Here is an 18512-nt window from a genome sequence, read left to right on the forward strand (position 1 = left end):
GTGCCAGCACGTCACGCCCCCAGAAAAACATCTGCTGACCGAGCGCTGCGGTGAGGTCGTTGAGATGACCTCGGGAGAGTGTCGCAGGCTTTCCAGCCTGCTGGTTTGGTGAACGGGTAGAAATGCCCGCTTCATTTGGCTTTTTAGGCGACCACAGCTTCATAATTTTCCACCTCGGGGTTGTTGGTTTCTTCGGCTTCGACAGCGCATTGGCAGTCCAGGCAGCAGCTCAGGTCATCCATCATGAAGCCGCGTTCTTTCCAGAGCTTCAGCGGCTTTTCCCACTCGTGACCGAGACGTTCCGCGATGGTTCGTGCGATGATTCCAAATCGAGCGCGGAATTTGTAGATGAAGCAAAAAAGCATCCCGCGATGGCTGAGCGATGGACCACTGTAAAACAGGCCTGGTAAGAGGGTGGATTCATCGGCCTCTTCGCTGATCAGAGGCAGACCTTTTTTCCATGACCAAAGATCGTGAATGGGTTCCAAAGCATGGCGGAAGCCTGTGGCGAGGATGGGCGGTGTGGGGCTGTGAAACGGTGTCTGCTCATCGTCCAGCAGTTCGTAGCCTCCGCTCGTCTTCCGCACTTCCTGGATATGTGCGTTCTTATAAAACCGCACCTGTCCCGGCGCTTGGGTGAGCGCTTTTTTCAGTCGGTCATGGGTGCGTGGACTCAGGCTGCGGCTGGGGTCGGGGTTCTCGCTGCCCCAGGGTTCACCACGGGAGAGCACGTGCACCTCTTTCCCCCGCTGCATGAGGTTTACCACCGCGTCGATCCCGCTTTCGTAACCTCCGATGATGGCGAACTTTTGCCCCTGCAAGGCGACCTGATCCCAGTCCTGGACCTTGCTATTGTGCAGACAGAGGTCAGCTCCACGGATGCCGCCATCATCTGGCCTGCCAAACTCACCGGCTGCCCAGATCACATGCTCGGCGGTGTAGCTGCCCTGATGGGTCTGCACCTCGAAGGTGGCATCCGCCAACGGTGTGATTTTCAGCACCTTCGTCGGAGCATCCACGAGCAGTTGGTAGTGAATGACGAGCGCCTGGAGGTAGCGGGCATACTCTTCACCCGTCGGGTGTTCTGTGTGCAAAAAATCCGCGCAGGAGGTCTGCGGCGTCAGAGCGTTCAGGTCCACACAGCCAAAGGAATTGCTGTGAAATGAAGGTGTGATCAGCCGCATCTGTCGGGGCCATTTTTTAAACGAGCCCCCGATTCCCTGCGCATCCACGATCTGGGCTTGGATGCCACAGGCATTCAGTGCCAGCGCACAGCCGATGCCTGCCGGACCTGCGCCAATGATCAATACCGGGATAGGTGCTGTATTCATGACCAGAAGGAGAGCACCCATGCACTGACGAAAGAGGTCACCGCCTGCCTTCCTGCGATGAGCGCCGCGGCTCTCCAACCAAGCTCGCGGCGCACGGTCCATAGAGTGACCAGGCAGGCGGTGAAAGTGGATGCCAGCCAGACAAGCACGAAGACCTGCCCGACTGACAGTGACGAAATCAGGCTGCCATCGCCGCTGTTGAGCGTGAGCAGGCCGTCTTTTCGCAAAATAGAAAACAGGATGCCTGGGGCTGCTTCACCCGGGAGGTGAAACAGCCCCAGCAATGGAGCCACGCCTGCCGTGAACCAGGCGATGATTCCAAAATGCTCCAGCAATGCTGCGACGAGGCAGATGGCGATGAAGATCGGCATGGCCTGTTTTAAAAACTGACCCAGCGCCGCCTTCACGCGCCACCAGACGGCTAGGAAAGTAGGCTTCTGCAAAAACGCACGCTCATGCAGCGGCAATGCGGCCTCCTTTGCCAGTGCCCCATGCCAGATCCGCGTGTGCAGCGCACCGACCACAAAGAGAGCGGCAAGATAGGGGAAAAACAAACTCGGCTGACCCGCCGCACCAAAGATGCTCAATGAAGCGCCGATCTGGTAACTGCACGCGCTGCCAAAACCGATCATCGACACGCAGGCGCCGCGACTGCACTTCGAGCAGGATCTCGTCTGAAACACCGCCACCACATTGCAGCCGAAGCCGCTGAGCACCGGGATCAGATCACGCCCGCTGAGGCCGATGTGCCGCAGCCAGGGGTCGAGCGCTGCCGTGATGCGGTCCTTCAGCCCCGTTTCCTCCGCCAGCGCCACGCTCGCGCTGATCAGCAGCACCACGGGGAAGGCCCAGAGGAAGGAATACCAACCCAGCGTGATGGCTCCGTAGCCACCCGTGAGCATCACCTGAGCGAGCTTTGGCCAGCTTTCAGCCACTGCCTTCAGGGGCGAGATGGCCAGCTCATCGACCAGCGGCTGAGCCCAGCTCGCGAAGACATAGGCCGCATACACCGGCAGGGCAAACATCAGCGCCATGCAGGCCAGAGCCAGCCACGGACCGGCGAGCTTGTTTTCAAACAGGGTGGTTTGGGGATGCACCGGAGTGTGGTGCAGTCCTCTCGACTGCGGAACCTGCCCTGAGGGCTGGACCACCTTCACCTGCGCAGCGCTTACAATAGCTCCGAGCACGCGCGTGCGCCCATCTGCATCCAACTCACGCGCATTGACCACCACCACGGGGATGCCCAGACGCTCGCGATACACCTGCGCCAGCGCCTCGATCTGCTCGGGGGCTTTGTCCTGGAAGGTGATGGCGAGCGCTGTCTTCCTTTGCTGAAGATCCAGCTCACGAAGCAGCGTCTCCACTTCGCTCACCGCATGAGTGCCACGCGCCACCAGCAGCACCACGTCTGCCGTATCCATGGCTGAAAGTGCCGTTTGCGTGGTCTGTGCATCTCCATTCACGCGGATGCCCGGCGTATCGACCACGTCGCAATGACAGTCAGCGACACGACATTTCCGGCAAACAGTGGTCGATCCACGGAAGTTCGCCTCATCGCCAGTCGCCTGTCCCGTAAGCCCCCGAAACAACGCGGATTTGCCAACGGATTCGAGTCCGGTGAGGACGACTTGGGGAGCAGAGGTGAGCATGTTGATTGGTAGTTAATACAAATAAGTTGCGATTAATATATCGGATGTTAAATGCAACTTGTTTGCACTTCAACCCTTGAGAGCTTGTTTCTCCATCTTCATTTTTCTTGGACTCGTCGTGGCCGCTTTGGGGCAAAACACGGTGCCAAGCATCACGAGCATCACCGGTGTGGGCGTGGATGGTAGCGGGAATCTCACGCTCAATGAGGATGGAGATGTCACAGTGAACTTCACAGTGAGCGATGCTCAGACGGTCGGCGGATCACTAACAGTTACTGGCACCCGGACAAATACGACGCTGTTTCCGAGCATCGGCACCAGTAGCTCACATCGACTGCGGCTGGCCACGGTGAGTGCTGGCCTGCGCAGTCTTCGCGTGCGTCCGGCGGCGAATCTGCATGGCAGCACTTCCGTCACGCTCACTGTGACAGATGCGGGTGGACTCACGGCATCGGTGACTTTCACCATCACAGTGAACTCGGTCTATGATCCTCCTCAGACGAAACCGGACCACTTGTTCGCCGTAACGGATCGCACCAGCACCCTGGATGTTCTCATCAATGACGCTCCCGGTGCGGAGCCGGGCCAGACTTTTTCAATACAGGGCATTACCCTGCCCTCCAGGGGCCTGCTCACGTTTGGCAGCACTCCGGGCCTGCTGAGTTACACCCCAGATGCAGGTTTCACGGGGGCTGATAGATTCACTTACACTGTGATGGATCATTTAGGAGTGCAGGTGACCACTGACGCCTACATCACGGTGGGGCAGTCTTTGCCGGTGGATTTGGTGCATACCGATCTGCGGGTGCTTTACTCAGGTGGGCAGTGGGGCAGCCGTGTGCAGGCTGACTTACCCTTTGGGACTCCCAATGTCGGTGGTGGCAGTAATCCTACACTACTGGATTTCGATGAAGCGCTGCTGTTGGTGAACGGGGCATCGCTGCTCGCCCTGCCAGGCAATTTGGACCCTGTCGCTTACAGTTTCCTGGGTCGGGCACCGGGTCAAAGCCTGTACTCTCTTCCGCAAAGCCAAGACCCTGAGCTTATTTGGCCCGGCATCAGCACAGAGTCCATCCCCTCGGGCACCTTTGCCAGCTACACCCCTTCTGGTGATCCCCGTGCTACGGCGAATGCCGCCTGGATGCGCTGTGAGTTGGTGGCTGTCCGTGTCCCTGCGGATGCGGTATTTTCCATGTTTTACAGTGGCAGTCCCCCGGTGGTCCACTGGGACAACATTGATGGCATCAATGGCCCAAACGAGGCCTCTCATGGCAACAACGTCAGTGATACCTTTTGGCTCACACCCGGCACTCATGCGCACATGAACTGGACCTTCACGCACACTGGCCGCTACGAGTTCGATGTGCGCTGGAAGGCCTTCATCAATACAGGCAGTGGCTTGGTGGAGGTGACCAGCCCGGTGAGCACACTGCACTTCTTGGTTTTCGATGGGCTGACTCCACCTGTGACCGGACCCATGACCGAAGCGGCACCCTTGGCCGTGAACGACAGCCTCATGGTGAACGAAGATGGCTCTGTCAGTGCTGACCTGCGCACGAACGACAGCAGTTCACCCGATCTCCACGAAGCTCTAACTGTCTCTGCCGTCACTCAGGGCACGAATGGCAGCGTCGTGATCACCGGCGGCGGCAGCGGGGTGAGCTACACGCCACTGGCGAACTTCAATGGCAGCGACAGCTTCACCTACACCATTACCGATGAACACGGTGGCACGGTCACAGGCACGGTGAATGTCACGGTGACGCCGGTGAATGATGCGCCGTCCTTTGTCAAAGGAGCCAACCAAGGTTATGCGCCCGGCACGACTGGAATGCAAAGTTTTGCCAACTGGGCCACTGGCATCTCCGATGGTGATGCGGGCGTGGAGCAGGCACTCACCTTCAATGTGAATGTCACCAGCGGGAGCGAGATTTTCTCCACGACTCCGTCTGTCAGCAGTGATGGCACGCTCAGCTATGCGCTCAGCGGCACCGCTGGCACGGCGCAGGTGGAGGTGACGCTCACAGACGATGCCACAGCGGGCACAGCGGCACTGACCACGGCGGCGCAGACCTTCGCCGTCACTGTTTTTGCCACGCCTCAGGCTCCCACGATCTCGAACATCTCGGATGCCACTATCGCCGAAGACGCCACGCTGGGGCCGGTGGCATTCACCGTCGCGGATGCGGATCTCGGCACGGGATCGCTCACACTGTCCGCCACCTCTTCCAATACCACGCTGGTGCCGAACGCCTCCGTCCTGCTCGGCGGCAGCGGGGGAAACCGCACACTCACGCTGACGCCGGCTTTGAATCAATCCGGCACGTCCACCATCACGGTGACGGTGACTGATCCGCAGGGCCAGCAGGCCAGCGACAGCTTCGTGCTCACGGTCACGGCGGTGAATGATGCACCCACAGTTTCACTCATCTCAGGCGCTGGAGTGGATGGTTCCGGCAATCTGACGATGAACGAAGATGGTGATGTCACGGTGAACTTCACCATTGGCGATGTCGAGACAGCAGCGTCCTCTCTTGTGGTCACACGCACCACGGCAAACGCCACGCTGCTGCACACCAGCAGGCTCACCCTCGGTGGCAGCGGTGCAAACCGCACCCTGCGCATCCGGCCCCAGCCAAATCTCTCCGGCACGGGCAACATCACCGTAAGCGCACGGGATGCGGGGAATATCACCACCACGCGCACCTTTACCGTGACGGTGAACAGCCTCTGGGACCCGCCGGTGGCCAATGCGGACAACTTCTTCGCCAAACAAGGCAGCACCTCCACGCTCGATGTGCGCTTCAATGACAGCATCGTCGAAGCCACCTCGACGGTGACGATTCAATCCTTCACCCAGCCCGCGAATGGCACCCTGGTGGCAGGCACGGCCCCCGGCACACTGCGGTACACGCCCAACAGCGGTTATACCGGGCCGGATAGCTTTAGTTATACCCTGCAAGACAACACCGGAGCCACCTCCATCGCGCCCGCCTTCATCACCGTTGGCGCTTATCTGCTGGTCGATTCACCCACGTCGAAGCTTCACACCGATGTGCGCTTCAATTTCAAAGATGGGGCGTGGCACATGAAGTATCACGCCGACTTCCAGTTCGGCCCGAGCCTCGAATACAGTCGCTCCACCGTGCTCGACACGGACGAGGGTGTGCTCTTCCTTGATCCCACCACGAAGGTCACCAATCCCGGCACGGCAGGCTTTGAGTTTATCGGCGTCCCTGCGGGAGCGTTCATCTGGCTTGCGCCGAGAAGCTCCGTCGGCGGACATAAGCTTGATCTCGGCTTCAACTCCGAAGAGACCTCCTCAGGCTTGCTGGCCAGCTTTCCTGGTCCGGCGAATGATCCGCGTGTGGCCGGTCTCTCCACCGAATGGATGGTGCTGGAAACCGTGGGCTTCACAGGGCCTGGGCACTTCTCCCTTTATGAAAACTCCGACTACCAGGGCAACATCAGTTGCTGGGTGGACACGGCGGATGGTGTGAACTCCGCTAACGATATCGCCGTGGGTAGCAATGCGACGGACAGCTACTGGTATTACCCCGGACAGCACACGCATATCAACTGGGCCTTCACCGCTGCCGGACGCTACACCTGGACCGTGCGCCCCGTCGGCTGGGTGAATGTGGGTGGCAACCTCACCCGGGTGGAAGGTGGCCTCACCACGCTCACCTTTGACGTGGACACTGAGACAGCCCCCGGCGTGCCGCTTCAGGACAATGCGCCGACCGCGAGGATGGACACGATCACGCTCGCCGAAGATGCGCCGGTCACGTCTGTGCCCGTGCTCGGCAATGATCTCTCGAATCCCGATCTACACGAAGCACTAACTGTCTCTGCCGTCACTCAGGGCACAAATGGCAGCGTGGTGATCACCGGTGGCGGCAGCGGGGTGAGCTACACACCGGTGGCGAACTTCAACGGCAGCGACAGCTTCACCTACACCATCACCGATGAACACGGTGGCACTGCCACGGCCACCGCCAACGTCACCGTGACGCCGGTCAATGACATGCCATCCTTCGTCAAAGGCGCGAACCAAGGCCACGCACCTGGCACGACTGGTGCCCAAAGCTTCACCAACTGGGCCACCAGCATCGCCGATGGCGACGCGGGCGTGGAGCAGGCCCTCACTTTCAATGTGAACGTCACCAGCGGAGCCGCGATCTTCTCCACCGCGCCAGCGATCAGCAGCGATGGCACGCTCAGCTATGTGCTCAGCGGTATGGCAGGCACGGCGGTGGTGGACGTGACGCTCACGGATGATGCCACCGCTGGCGGCACGGCTCTCACAACGGCGGCACAAAGCTTCATCGTCAATCCTCTGGGATCAGGCCTGCCGCCAGTCACCACGAATGACGTGGTCGGAGTGCAGCCTAGTGGAACAGCCACTGGCAATGTGTTGGTGAATGATCGCAGTCCAGAAGGGCGAGCCCTCACGGCTGTGTTGAAGACAGGCCCGACCAATGGCGTGCTCACCTTGAATGCGGATGGCAGTTTCATTTACACGGCAAATGCTGGCTTCACCGGCAGCGACACCTTTACCTACTGGGTGCATGATGGCCAGGGCGGCTGGACCGAGGGCACTGCCAATATCTTCAATAACTCACCTGTGGCCTTTAGCCGTGCCAAAGTCGCAGGCGCGGGTGGCCTGGGTGGTGTCTCGTCAGTCAATGCCGTGGACTTCGATGCCGATGGCAAGCTCGACATTCTCGCTGGTGCTTACGGCTCGAATAAGGTCGTGTGGTATCGCGGTAATGGCGATGGCAGCTTCCAGAATGAGCAGGTCATTGATGCCGCTGCTGCAAGTGTGTGGTTCACCCTGCCCGGCGATCTCGACATGGATGGCGATCCAGATGCACTCGCCGGCATGTATTCAGGCACCCTGGCCTGGTATCAAAACAATGGGGCGGGTGTCTTCACGCGTCATGTTCTGGCCACCGACATCTCGGGGCCGAACATCCGCATCGGCGATCTGAATGGCGATGGGCGCAATGACATCTTCGCCGGGCAGGATGGCGGCACCACGCTCTATTACTTCCAGGGCCAGCCGGGCGGCTTCGCGGCACGGGTGGTTATCTCCAGCAGCTTCAGCGGCATCGGCGGCATCTTTCTGAACGATCTCGATGCTGATGGTGACAACGATTTGCTGGTCGGGGACTACTTTGCCAACGAGATCTCTTGGTTCACGAACACCGGAGGTGGTGTGCTCAGTCCGCGTCAGTTCATCAGCACCCAGGATTTCGGCTCTCTGGATAACATGAGCGATGTCAATGGTGATGGCCGTGTGGATCTGCTCTCCGTGGAGTATGGGACCTCAAAAATCAGCTACTATGCCGGGCAGGCCGGGGGTGGTTTTGGTGCGCGGAATCTGCTGCCTTTTGCCTCACCAGCCTATGCGAACACGACGGGTGATCTCGATCATGACGGGGATCATGATGTCGTCATCGGTGCTTATGCCAGCGCTCCGGCGCTTGCGGCGGTCATAAACCAAGGAGGCGGCAGCTTTGGCTCGGAGCAGATGATCAGCTTGATGGAAGGCCAGACTAGCTCGGTGCGCCTCGCTGACCTGGATGCGGATGGGGACAATGACTTGATCGTCGGCAGCTTTTCCGAAGGGCGGGTCGCCGTATATCTGAACCGTCTGGGGCAATCGGCAACGGAGGTGGTGCCGCCAGCCTCTGGGCGCTATCTCCTCGGACAGCATTTGGATGTCATCATCCACTTCGGCTATCCAGTCACCGTCACGGGCACACCGCAGATCACGCTGAACTTTGGCAGTGAGCTGATCACCGCCTCGTATGTCTCAGGCAGTGGTCAAACGGAACTCGTCTTCCGTCATGTTGTCACAGCTCTGGATGAGAGCCCCGGGGTGCAGCTCAGCAGCTCGAGCATCGCACTCAATGGTGGCACCATCACATCCCCCAGTGGTGCGGCCGCGCCGCTGAGTCTGCCTGCCACGCCATTCACAGGCGTGTTGGTGGATGGTGATTTGCCTTTTGTCACGCAGATCACCCGGCTTGATGCTGCTGTGACGAACGCGCCCAGCGTTAAGTTTCTGGTCAGCTTCAATGAAGCCGTGCAGGGCGTGGACGCGGCCGATCTGGAGATCATCACGACAGATGATCTCGCCGGGGCGTCGCTGCTTGGCGTCAGCGGCAGTGGCAGCACTCGTGTGGTCGAAGTCAGCACCGGCACGGGCAGTGGCGTCATAGCACTGCACATGAAGAGTGATGCCAGCATCACCGACCTCGGCGGTGCGCCTCTTGGCAGCGGTTATCCTGGAGGAGAGGTTTACACACTGAAACGCCAGGCAGCTTTCACCATCACGAACTTCTATGGAGCGGGCCATGGCGACCTGCGCCCCGTGTATGAGGACAATCGGCTTGAACTCCAGGTGCATCCTGATGAGGATGCGTATGAGAATGAGGAGGTGGTGATCACGGGTACACCTGACGCAGCGATCACTCGGCCCGCAGGCGCGGCTTGGGATTTCATTGGTGTGCCCGCAGGCCAGACCTACTTCCGCTGGGATGCGAGCGGTAGCATTTCTTCACTCCCTGAGCTTGGCATCAGTGGTGAAGGCATCCCCGGAGGCACCCTGTCAGCCGTCGCAGTCAGTGATCCACGGGTCAATGCTACGGGAGCATACTTTAAGTTTCAGATGGTGGCGGTGCGCAGCAGCACGGGCGGCCAAGTCAGTGTGTTTGAGGTGGACAGCTTTGGCGTCCCGAAGGCATGGATGAGCAGCGCGGACGGCCTCAGCGGCAGCGACGCGGTCTGGCTCCTCCAGGGCAGTCACCAACACTTTGATTTCGGCTTTTCCACCGCAGGCACCTATGAAGTGGATTTCGTCACCAGTGGTTATCGCGATCTGAATGGCAATGGAGTCTATGATGCAGGTGCTGACCCCTATATCGAAAGTGGTGTGGAGACACTCTATTTGCAGGTCGGTCTCCCCGGCGGCCCTTCACCCTACTCCGTGGCCGCTGGCATGACGGGTCGCGCCCCCGTAGCTGTGAACGACTTCTTTACTGCCCAGGCTGGCGGAGTCATCACCGGCAATGTGCTCACCAATGACAGCGATCCTCAAAACGATGTTTTGACAGCCTTGGTGAATACTCAAACCACGCACGGCGCACTCACGCTGAACGGCAACGGCAGCTTCAGCTACACGCCCACCAGCAGCACCTACATCGGTGGCGATAGCTTCAGCTACTGGGTGCATGACAGCACAGGTGGCTGGGCTATGGCCACGGTCAATCTTGGACTCACTCAGGCTCTGACCAGTTGGCGCACGGTTCACTTCGGTAGCAGCGCGAACACTGGTGACGCCGCAGACACGGCAGATACCGATCGCGACGGCATCCCGAACTTCCTCGAATACGCCTTCGACATGAGTCCCAACTCCAGCAGCACTCATCAGCTCCCGCAGGGAGAGATGAACGGCAGCTTCTTTGAGATGAACTTCACCCAGCCAGCAAGCGTCAGCGGTGTGAGCTACGGAGCCGAATACTCCACCTCATTGGCCCCCAACGACTGGCACCCCGTCACCAACAGCGCCACCCCGCCTCTGCATAGCTACCGCGTGCCCACCGCCACCGGGCAGCAGGTCTTCATGCGCATTAAAGTCAGCACTCCCTGAAGCGAATGATCACCACCGCCGAAAACGCCATCACCGCCTGGCTGCACCAGCGTGATCAAGCTGCCGCCGCGTGGCTCGTCCACGAGCACCGCAGCCTCGTGCTCGGCACCGCCCGCCGCTGGGGAGTCCCCGCCGAGATGGAGCAGGATGCCGTGCAGGAGGTCTTTCTGCGCGTGTTCAACAAACTGCATCTCTTCCAGCCCGAGAAGCCCTTTGCCCACTGGCTCAGCGTCGTCGCACGCAACACCTGCGCCAAACTCCGCCGCCACTGGTGCCATCGGCACAAGCTCAGCGCCGTGTTTGAAGGTGCGGCGGTGGACGTTGCAGATGTGGAACTGACCCACAGCCGCAGTCCAGACCATGAAGCCATGCACAAGGAGCAGGGCTCAGTGCTTGAAATGGCCCTGGCCGATCTCCTGCCTCATGAGCGTGAACTGGCCGAGCGCCATTTCATCCAAGGAGAGGCCACTGAAGAAACTGCGGCTGCTTTGGGAATCACACCGGGAGCGCTGCGTGTGGCCTCACATCGCCTCCGCAAGAAGTTGCAAATGAACCTCTGCGGAGGGTGAGATTGACTCAGAAACTCCAGCGTACGCTGGCGGTGACGCCGATGCCTGGGAGAGGGGCAACGTCTTTGCGGAAGCTGGTATGCACGCGGGTTTCTTCGTTGAGGAGGTTGGTGGCTTGCAGGGTGAATAAGACATCGTGACGATCCTTCATCAGCCGCCAGGAGGCATCGGCATTGATCATGGTGTAGGCATCGGTGGGCAGCTCGCCGCGTGGTTCGGGTTTAAGGCGATCTTGCTCCAAGCTGTGACGCGCCTCGATGCCGCAACTGAAGCGCCCGGTGCTGTATTCCAGCCGTGCGCCGAAGCGGCCCGGCGGCATCCTCGGCAGAGGCTCGTCATCGGTGACGTTGTGGCCACTCACACTGTCTCCCATGAGCGTGAGTTTCACCTGTCGTTCATTGTTTTGCCAAACACGCCATTCCAGCTCGGCCTCCCAGCCGGAGATCATGGCTTCACGCTCAATGTATTGCACGGCACGGTTGATGAAGTTGGTGATCTCCTGGAGGAAGATGAAGTTCTCATACTCGTATTGGAAGGCATTCACCCGCAGGCTGACCTTCTCCAAATCAGCGGCCAGGCCGAGTTCGTAGCCGAGAGATTTTTCCAGACTCAGCGGTGTACCGTCCATGTCACCGCCGACGAGGAAACGCCCCATCGCAGCATTGTTCCAAAAAGCGTAGCGCTCTGTGGCGGTGGGCATGCGTTGAGTGTCGGAGACGATGCCAGTGAGGGAGAGTTTCTTCAGCCCGAGAAACTTTTCCCGTGACCAAGTCAGTCCCAGGGAATGGCTCTGAGATTCTTCCTCCAGCAGGCGTGCTTCGACGAGTCCGGCGAGGCTGTCGTCGATGATCCGCTGCTGTTCCCAGCGGGAGCCCCACTGGAATTGCCAGTCGCCGAGCTTCAACTTCTCCAGCAGAAACAGGCCGAGGTTTTCCGTGGAGTAATAGGCAGGCACGCGGAACTCCGTCGGTGGTGGCACGACGAGACGGCTCGCATCAAAATCCTCCACAAAACTCTGCATGCCGATCACGCCCTCCAATCGGCCACCGATGCCGCCATGCAGCAGGTCGATCCGGCCTTCGACGGTGTTTTTGGAAAGAGCGGTCTCATTAAAAAAGACGTCTGAATCGGCTCCACTGCCCTGGAAGAGTTCGTCATGCAGGTAGTCGCTCTGAGCCAGGCGGACTTGGATTTTCTGGAGCGGGCCGAGTTCGAGATCCAGCCCCATTTCCAGATCAAAACGGCGCTGCCGCATGTCGATCACCGAGTCCCCCAACGGGTCTGTGGCATCTCCAGAAAAGATGTACGGCAGGCCGTAAAAGCTGTCGAAATACGAATAGGAGACGCCCATCCAGAAAGGCCCTTCGGGGAGAAAAGAAAGACCGATGGAGTAGCTATGACTTTGGTGAAAAGTGTTCAGCAGATGGCCTTCAGGATTCTCTACGGGCACGCTTCCGGGACCTCCTCCTGGTGGGCGGGTGCGGGGGCGCTCGCTGGCATCATAAGCCTCCGTGCGCGCCTTGCCTGGGATGCGGATATTCTCTGATTCGCGGATGCTGCCGGTGAGCTGCAGCACCCACGGCCCTTGCTTTACGCTTAGCCAGCCAGTCTCTGCCCAGCCCTGGGAAACGCTGTCGATTCGTGAATCAAAACTGCCATTGAATCGCTCCAGCGGCAGTTCCCGTGCCAGCGTGCGGCTGCGGGTGTTCACCGCGCCGCCGATGGCGGAGTTTCCATAAAGCAGAGCTGCGGGACCGCGATGAATCTCCAGTGACTCTGCCAGCAGTGGGTCCACCGTCACACCATGATCCGGGCTGGTGTCGGAGAGGTCCATCGTGCTCAAGTCATCGCGCATGAGCTTGACCCGCACGCCGTCAAAACCACGGATGACCGGGCGGCTGGCCGCTGGGCCGAAGTAGTTCGAAGTCACGCCGGGCTCCCAGGCCAAAGTTTCCCCCAAAGTCCCCTGCGCTCGCCGCATGAGTTCGTCACCACTGAGCTCTGTCACCGGCTGGATGGAGATGCCCGCGATGCGCAGGGACCGCCCGACGGTCATAGCACTGGATGGCCCATCGCGGTCAGCCTCAATGACGATCTCATCCAGCATCTGAACCTCATCATTGCCAACGGCCTGCGGTTCCGCAGGTGCTTCTGAGGATGCCGCATCCACGACGTTCATCGCCGTTTCCGTCACCACGGATTCAGGCGCGGGAACCACCTCCTGAGACAGGAGCGGACCTATCTGAAGCAGAAGCAGCGCTGATAAATGGAGGTGAGGAGCAGAACCAAAATGCATGGCGAAAGGAATGCAGAGCAAAGGGTTTACATGCAATCTATTTGCATCTAATAAAGCGCCAGAAACATCATGTCACGCCTCACCTGTCTCAGCCTGTTTGCCGCCCTTTTCATGGGGCATGCCCTGGCCCAGACACCACTCACGGATTTGCTTTATGGCCATATCGAAATCCATGCCGACTATGAGCTTCCGCCTGCATCATCCAATGTTAACACAGGCTGGAAACTGAATGTCTCCTACAACAAAAACGACGACTTCAACGACCGCACTCAGATCGTGCGCATGGACCCTGAGACCACCGTCATTGTCGCATCGCCGCGCACCACGCAGCAGACAAATGGGAATGCTATCACCATTACCACGGCAGTTTCACGCCTCGGCACTGTGGGCTCGCCGCTCTGGTTCTTTCCACAGGCGAATGTGCTCGGCACACCTTTCCTCGGCGCTCGTGCCGTCATGGACCCCGGCATTTTTCAGGTATTCTTTATGGGAAACTACACCGCATCAGCCACCGGCAGCATCGGTCTGCGCCTGGTCAGCATGACGGGCACTGGTCCTGCGGCGGGCGGACGTTTCGGCCTTTGGGAGAGTGATGGCAGCACACTGCTGTGGTATCTCGACACCTCCAACGGCATCACCAGTGCGGACAGCATCCCCACGCTGCCGCCCAATGCTCACAGTCATTTCAACTGGGGTTTCACCAAACCCGGCACCTACAATCTCACCATCGAGGCCTCTGGAAAAACTAATCCAGGTCTGAGCAGACACGCCAATAAACTCACTTCGGCGCAGAAGACCTTTCGCTTCTCCATCCCCTTCAGCAGCAGGCTTCAAGCCCAGGCGACGATCCGCTTCGGGCACAACGCGACTAGCGAGCGCTGGCACAGCCTGCTGGAGGACAGCACCAACGCCGTCGCTTATGTCCCGACGCAGGGCTTTCTGGAGGCATCCACCACAGCCACCAGCCCTGTCACCACCACCCTCTCGGGAGCTGTGCGTCAGATGCCGCTGACCTTCACCACCGCAGGCAGCAGCGTGGCCAACATCGTCGGGCTTGATCCAGCGTTGGCCTCCGCAGGTCTGCCGACGGGCATTCTTCAAAGTGATCAGCTCATCTTTACCCTGACCAGTCACAGTGGTCCTGGAGTCTTTGCTCTTTTAAACAGCGCAGGAACAGCCGTGCTCATGAACACCGCAGATGGCATCACCAGTGCTGACAGCTTCACCCTCACTGGCGCGGCTGCGCTAAGCACCATTGCCGCCTTTACCCAGACCGGCATCCACCGCGTCACCGGCACACTCAGTGGCTTACCCGTAGGCGGCGGAACAGTTCGTGTCAGCGAGCCCTTCACCCTCGTCTTTGGCTCCGGCGTCACGGCCAATCACAGCTATGCCACATGGCGTGACAGCTTCGAGCGCACCCATGGTCTGGCAGCCAATACACTGGCCTCAGCCTCCGCCGACTATGACAAGGACGGCCTCGTCAACGGAGTCGAGTTCCTGCTTTTCTGGCACGGGGCAGACCCCGTGCGCCCAGGTGGTCACACTCTGCCGATGTGCGACCGCATCGGGACGGCGGCAAACTTCGACTTCCTCAGAGACACCTACAAAGACGCGATCATGGAAGGCAGCTACGAGATCAACGCCGCCACCAGCACCGATCTCATCAACTGGACTGTCCGCAGCCCACGCGTGATCGGCCTGCCGCTGGAAAGCTACGAAACCGGAGCCGAAGCAGGCAATGCCCACGGACGCATCATGCAGCGTCGTCTGCGCATTCTCACCGATCCTGGGGAACGACGTTTTTTTCGCTTCCAGCCAACATTCCGCTAGTTAAAGCAAAATATTTGCATTAATAAGCTCTGACGCTTATTTACCTTTCCTCTCACACGACCATGAAATCATACTTCTCCAGCATCCCCGCGCTCGTCCTGTTAGCTCTCGCGCTTCCAGCCCAGGCAGCCGTCACATTCACGGCAGGCCATGGTGACATCGGCATGGAGTACACGGGCCCAGGGCAGCTAGCCCTCCATGTTCATGCCCACACCGGAGCTACTGTGGACGGTGTGCCTCTCCCGTCTGACACCGAGTATGAGCCGGATGAAATTGATGTTCATGTCTCCACGAGCGCTTTTCACGTCCAGTCGGATAGCTCTCTTGTTTCTGGCACTGGAGTCATGCTCGGTCAGGGCCTCTGGCGTCTGCCTGAGAGCAATAACCCGCTTATCCCCTTCCTAGGTTTCGGAGCTGAAGAACTCAACGCCGCCGACTGGCTGGGCAATTTGTCCTTCAGCCTCGCCAGCATCTCTTCCCCCAGCGGCACAGGCCACTTCTCCGCCTATCAAAGCGATGGGCTAGGCGGCTGGAATTTCTTCATGTCCACGGCTGATGGTATCGGAGCTGGTGATAAAATCGACATCGCTGCCGAAGGACACGACCACTACAACATGACCTTCAGTGAAGCCGGAACCTGGACGATTAACCTCTTTGCTTCAGGCAACCACGCCACTGACGGCTTGCAGACCAGTGGCACCCATTCCTTCACTTTCCAGGTCGCCCCAGAGCCCAGCCGTGCCTTGCTGATGGGACTTGGTTTGATGGGCCTTTTCTTCCGTCGTCGCAGGTAGTTGAAGCCGCCGATCAGGGAGCGGTGTTGGAGATTGTGTTCCTCGGCCGGATTTTTCCTCAGGCTGCGTCGTTCCCCGTTTGAAAAATTGACCACGATTAAAGGCTACATTGCGGGCAGGTGCCAAAAAACTCCAATTGCTGTCTGACGTCCCACCAGCCTGTCTGCTGGGCGATGAATCCTTCCACGTTCTCGGACGGTTTCGGTGGATGAACCTGGCAAACCTCCCCGCATGAGGTGCATACGATGTAGTGACGCTGCTCTCCGGGCAAGCCGAGACGGTAATGAGCTGCACGCGTATGCAGGCCGATCCTTCGCACCACGCCCACCTGTTCCATCTTGGTGATGAGGCGATAGAGCGTTGTCGGATTGAGCATCTCAAGTGTGGGCAGTTCATTGAGTTCCGAAATAGTGATGGGTCTCTCATGCAGCAGCATCTCATCCACTAGGGCAGCCATGGCCTTGGTCGTCTTTATGCCGCATTCCCAAAGCTGGTTCAGCACTTGCTCCCGCATCTTCAAACGCTCTGCATGAGTCACTCCGGCGAGTGGAGTATCCAGAGTTTTTACTGCTCTATGGTCCATGGACAGAGGAAGATGCGTGTTCGTCGTTCTACGCTGATTACCAAATGGAAGCAGGATGCACTTTACCCAGCCAAGGGGGCACCGTAGGTCGTCTCAGCACCTGGAGATTTCCTGGCTTAGCGAGGCGCTCGTAGCCTATGCTACAGCTCAGATTTTCGAGCATAAATCCAAGCTCTTTCCAGTGAGGCTGTAACTCTTTCCCGTCGTACTTAAAGGACTCGAATCCTGTGAGGATAGCTTGGCAATGGGTTGGTTTCACTATGGGCGTTGGCGTAGCCCAAGGAGGAATGTAATGCAATTTATTTGCCTTATTGACACCGAGCTTTCAGGCGGTCCCTGAGCCGCTCAAGGCAGGCTTTCCATACCGCGCGACCAATGGGCACGTAGCGCGTGCTGCCATCAGGGAAGAGCTTGGTTTCGAAGATGTTGCTCGGCTGCTGGATCAGCTCGTCGTAGAGCCCATGGATGAAAAAGGTGCGTGCGTCGGCTCCATCCGGCCAGGGACTCGGCTTGCCGGAGGCTTCCTGGATCGCCGCCTCCACGGCACTGATGATCTCCAGCGGAGTCAGACGGATGTCGATGTCATGCCCGCCTTCCAGGTAATCGGCGATGACGACTTGCAGCTTCTTCACCACCTCGCTGATCTGGCTTTTGTCCACCGCACCTTCACCTGCGATGAGCCTTTGCAGCTCGCGCTCCGTTTTCACGGCGCTGATGACAGCCTCGGGCGCACCCTCGGCATGGCGGACATGGATTTCTCGATTCGGTCGGGTGGACATGATTGCGCGGGATTTAGCAAACTTTCACCTCCGGTGCTAGCTCGGCACTCGGCAGGGCTTCGAATTGAGCATGGATGTGAGTTTCTGGCAGGCCGACGCCGATGACGACGCCGCTGGGGATGATGCCGAGGGCACCGATCATGGGGAGGAACCACGTCTCGCCTTCGGGGCGCACGTGCTGGAATGAAAAGGGGATCTGCGGCATTTCGGCGAGGCGACAGAGGCCTTTCACGCGGAGGACTTCATCTGGCAGATGACGCAGCACGCGCTCGAGATCGCTTCGCTGCACGACAAAGGGCACGGGCACGCGCATGGAGGTGAAGGCGCGTTCGTTGTCGTGATGGTGATGATGTTCATGCGGCTCGGCGGTGGTGGCTTCGTCGAAAAGCTGGGCTTTCGGTGACTCTGGCGTGGCGAAGCGGGCGGTGGCGCTTTGCAGGCGCAGGAAATCGGCAAAGCGTTCCACATCAGTCTCCTGGCCGCGCGGGGTGAGGATCTTCAAGGCGGCGCGGATGCCTGCGAGGCGTGGTGCCTTGATGCTGCCGGTGTGCGTGAGCATCCAGTGCGTGCTGGTTTTCACCTGCTCCTGCTCCAGTTGGTTATGCTTGCGGCGCTTCTGCCAGCGGACGGCGTCGATCATGCTGACCTGCAATGGCGAAAGGAAGCGTCGGCACTCGCCACGCATGGCGATGGCGGAGATAAGCGTGATGAAATCAGATGCGCCATTCGCCTCGACGAGCAGCACGCCGCCGCGTGGCACGTCGATGGTGCCGAGCGTGAGCATGAAGTCGTTCAGCGAGGAGCAGCAGACGCAGGAGCCATTGATGGCCTGCACCTCGACATCGAGGCTGCGGAGGCGTGTGACGTCGATCTCGGCATTTTCAAAATCATTCACGACGACGCTGAAGCCGATGCGGCGCTCTTTGAGTGCCTCCATGAGGGCCCGGAGGAAGGTGGTCTTTCCCGCACCGAGAAATCCGGCGATAAGGACGATGGGGATGCGGCTCATAGCTTGGTG

The 18512-nt window shown here is 59.3% G+C and carries 10 protein-coding genes; 4 read left to right on the forward strand and 6 right to left on the reverse strand.

Annotation, left to right across the window (positions count from 1 at the left end):
• Positions 1-143 precede the first annotated feature (143 nt).
• A complete protein-coding gene (locus AC6FTP_RS06295) occupies positions 144-1331 on the reverse strand; it encodes an NAD(P)/FAD-dependent oxidoreductase (RefSeq protein WP_497206051.1) in 1188 nt (395 codons plus the stop codon).
• Positions 1328-2980, reverse strand: coding sequence for a nucleoside recognition domain-containing protein (locus AC6FTP_RS06300; RefSeq protein WP_497206052.1), 1653 nt, complete (start codon positions 2978-2980; stop codon positions 1328-1330). The genes AC6FTP_RS06295 and AC6FTP_RS06300 overlap by 4 nt, the downstream gene beginning before the upstream one ends.
• 76 nt (positions 2981-3056) lie before the next feature.
• Here AC6FTP_RS06300 and AC6FTP_RS06305 point away from each other — a divergent pair, with 76 nt between their 5' ends.
• Together AC6FTP_RS06305 and AC6FTP_RS06310 are read left to right on the forward strand one after the other, a co-directional pair.
• A complete protein-coding gene (locus tag AC6FTP_RS06305; RefSeq protein ID WP_497206053.1) occupies positions 3057-10640 on the forward strand; it encodes an Ig-like domain-containing protein in 7584 nt (2527 codons plus the stop codon).
• 5 nt (positions 10641-10645) lie between these two features.
• Entirely contained in the window at positions 10646-11209 is a 564-nt protein-coding gene (locus tag AC6FTP_RS06310) for an RNA polymerase sigma factor (RefSeq protein WP_497206054.1), read from the forward strand.
• Positions 11210-11216: 7 nt separating this feature from the next.
• Here AC6FTP_RS06310 and AC6FTP_RS06315 read toward each other — a convergent pair whose 3' ends face one another.
• Positions 11217-13505, reverse strand: a complete 2289-nt coding sequence (locus tag AC6FTP_RS06315; RefSeq protein ID WP_497206055.1) for a TonB-dependent receptor — start codon at positions 13503-13505, stop codon at positions 11217-11219.
• Positions 13506-13574: 69 nt separating this feature from the next.
• On the opposite strand from AC6FTP_RS06315, the gene AC6FTP_RS06320 reads away from it, so the two are divergent.
• Both AC6FTP_RS06320 and AC6FTP_RS06325 read left to right on the forward strand, forming a co-directional pair.
• Positions 13575-15338, forward strand: a complete 1764-nt coding sequence (locus AC6FTP_RS06320) for a choice-of-anchor M domain-containing protein (protein WP_497206056.1) — start codon at positions 13575-13577, stop codon at positions 15336-15338.
• Positions 15339-15400: 62 nt separating this feature from the next.
• Positions 15401-16132 (forward strand): choice-of-anchor M domain-containing protein, encoded by a 732-nt coding sequence (locus tag AC6FTP_RS06325; protein ID WP_497206057.1) that lies wholly within the window; start codon positions 15401-15403, stop codon positions 16130-16132.
• 97 nt (positions 16133-16229) lie between these two features.
• Here the strand turns inward: AC6FTP_RS06325 and AC6FTP_RS06330 are convergent, their stop codons facing one another.
• From AC6FTP_RS06330 to AC6FTP_RS06340, 3 genes are all read right to left on the reverse strand, one after another.
• Positions 16230-16670: a Fur family transcriptional regulator gene (locus tag AC6FTP_RS06330; protein ID WP_497206058.1), complete on the reverse strand. Its 441-nt coding sequence runs from the start codon at positions 16668-16670 to the stop codon at positions 16230-16232.
• 353 nt (positions 16671-17023) lie between these two features.
• Entirely contained in the window at positions 17024-17494 is a 471-nt protein-coding gene (locus AC6FTP_RS06335; RefSeq protein WP_497206059.1) for a hypothetical protein, read from the reverse strand.
• A gap of 13 nt (positions 17495-17507) precedes the next feature.
• On the reverse strand, positions 17508-18512 hold a 1005-nt coding region (locus AC6FTP_RS06340; RefSeq protein ID WP_497206060.1), incomplete at its 5' end, for a GTP-binding protein.

This window comes from Prosthecobacter sp., assembly GCF_044378005.1.
Lineage (GTDB): Bacteria > Verrucomicrobiota > Verrucomicrobiia > Verrucomicrobiales > Verrucomicrobiaceae > Prosthecobacter.

Coding starts and splice junctions, on each gene's coding strand:
- AC6FTP_RS06335 (WP_497206059.1), bottom strand. CDS start 17,494: ATGTCCACCCGACCGAATCGAGAAATCCATGTCCGCCATGCCGAGGGT.
- AC6FTP_RS06320 (WP_497206056.1), top strand. CDS start 13,575: ATGTCACGCCTCACCTGTCTCAGCCTGTTTGCCGCCCTTTTCATGGGG.
- AC6FTP_RS06315 (WP_497206055.1), bottom strand. CDS start 13,505: ATGCATTTTGGTTCTGCTCCTCACCTCCATTTATCAGCGCTGCTTCTG.
- AC6FTP_RS06310 (WP_497206054.1), top strand. CDS start 10,646: ATGATCACCACCGCCGAAAACGCCATCACCGCCTGGCTGCACCAGCGT.
- AC6FTP_RS06300 (WP_497206052.1), bottom strand. CDS start 2,980: ATGCTCACCTCTGCTCCCCAAGTCGTCCTCACCGGACTCGAATCCGTT.
- AC6FTP_RS06295 (WP_497206051.1), bottom strand. CDS start 1,331: ATGAATACAGCACCTATCCCGGTATTGATCATTGGCGCAGGTCCGGCA.
- AC6FTP_RS06325 (WP_497206057.1), top strand. CDS start 15,401: ATGAAATCATACTTCTCCAGCATCCCCGCGCTCGTCCTGTTAGCTCTC.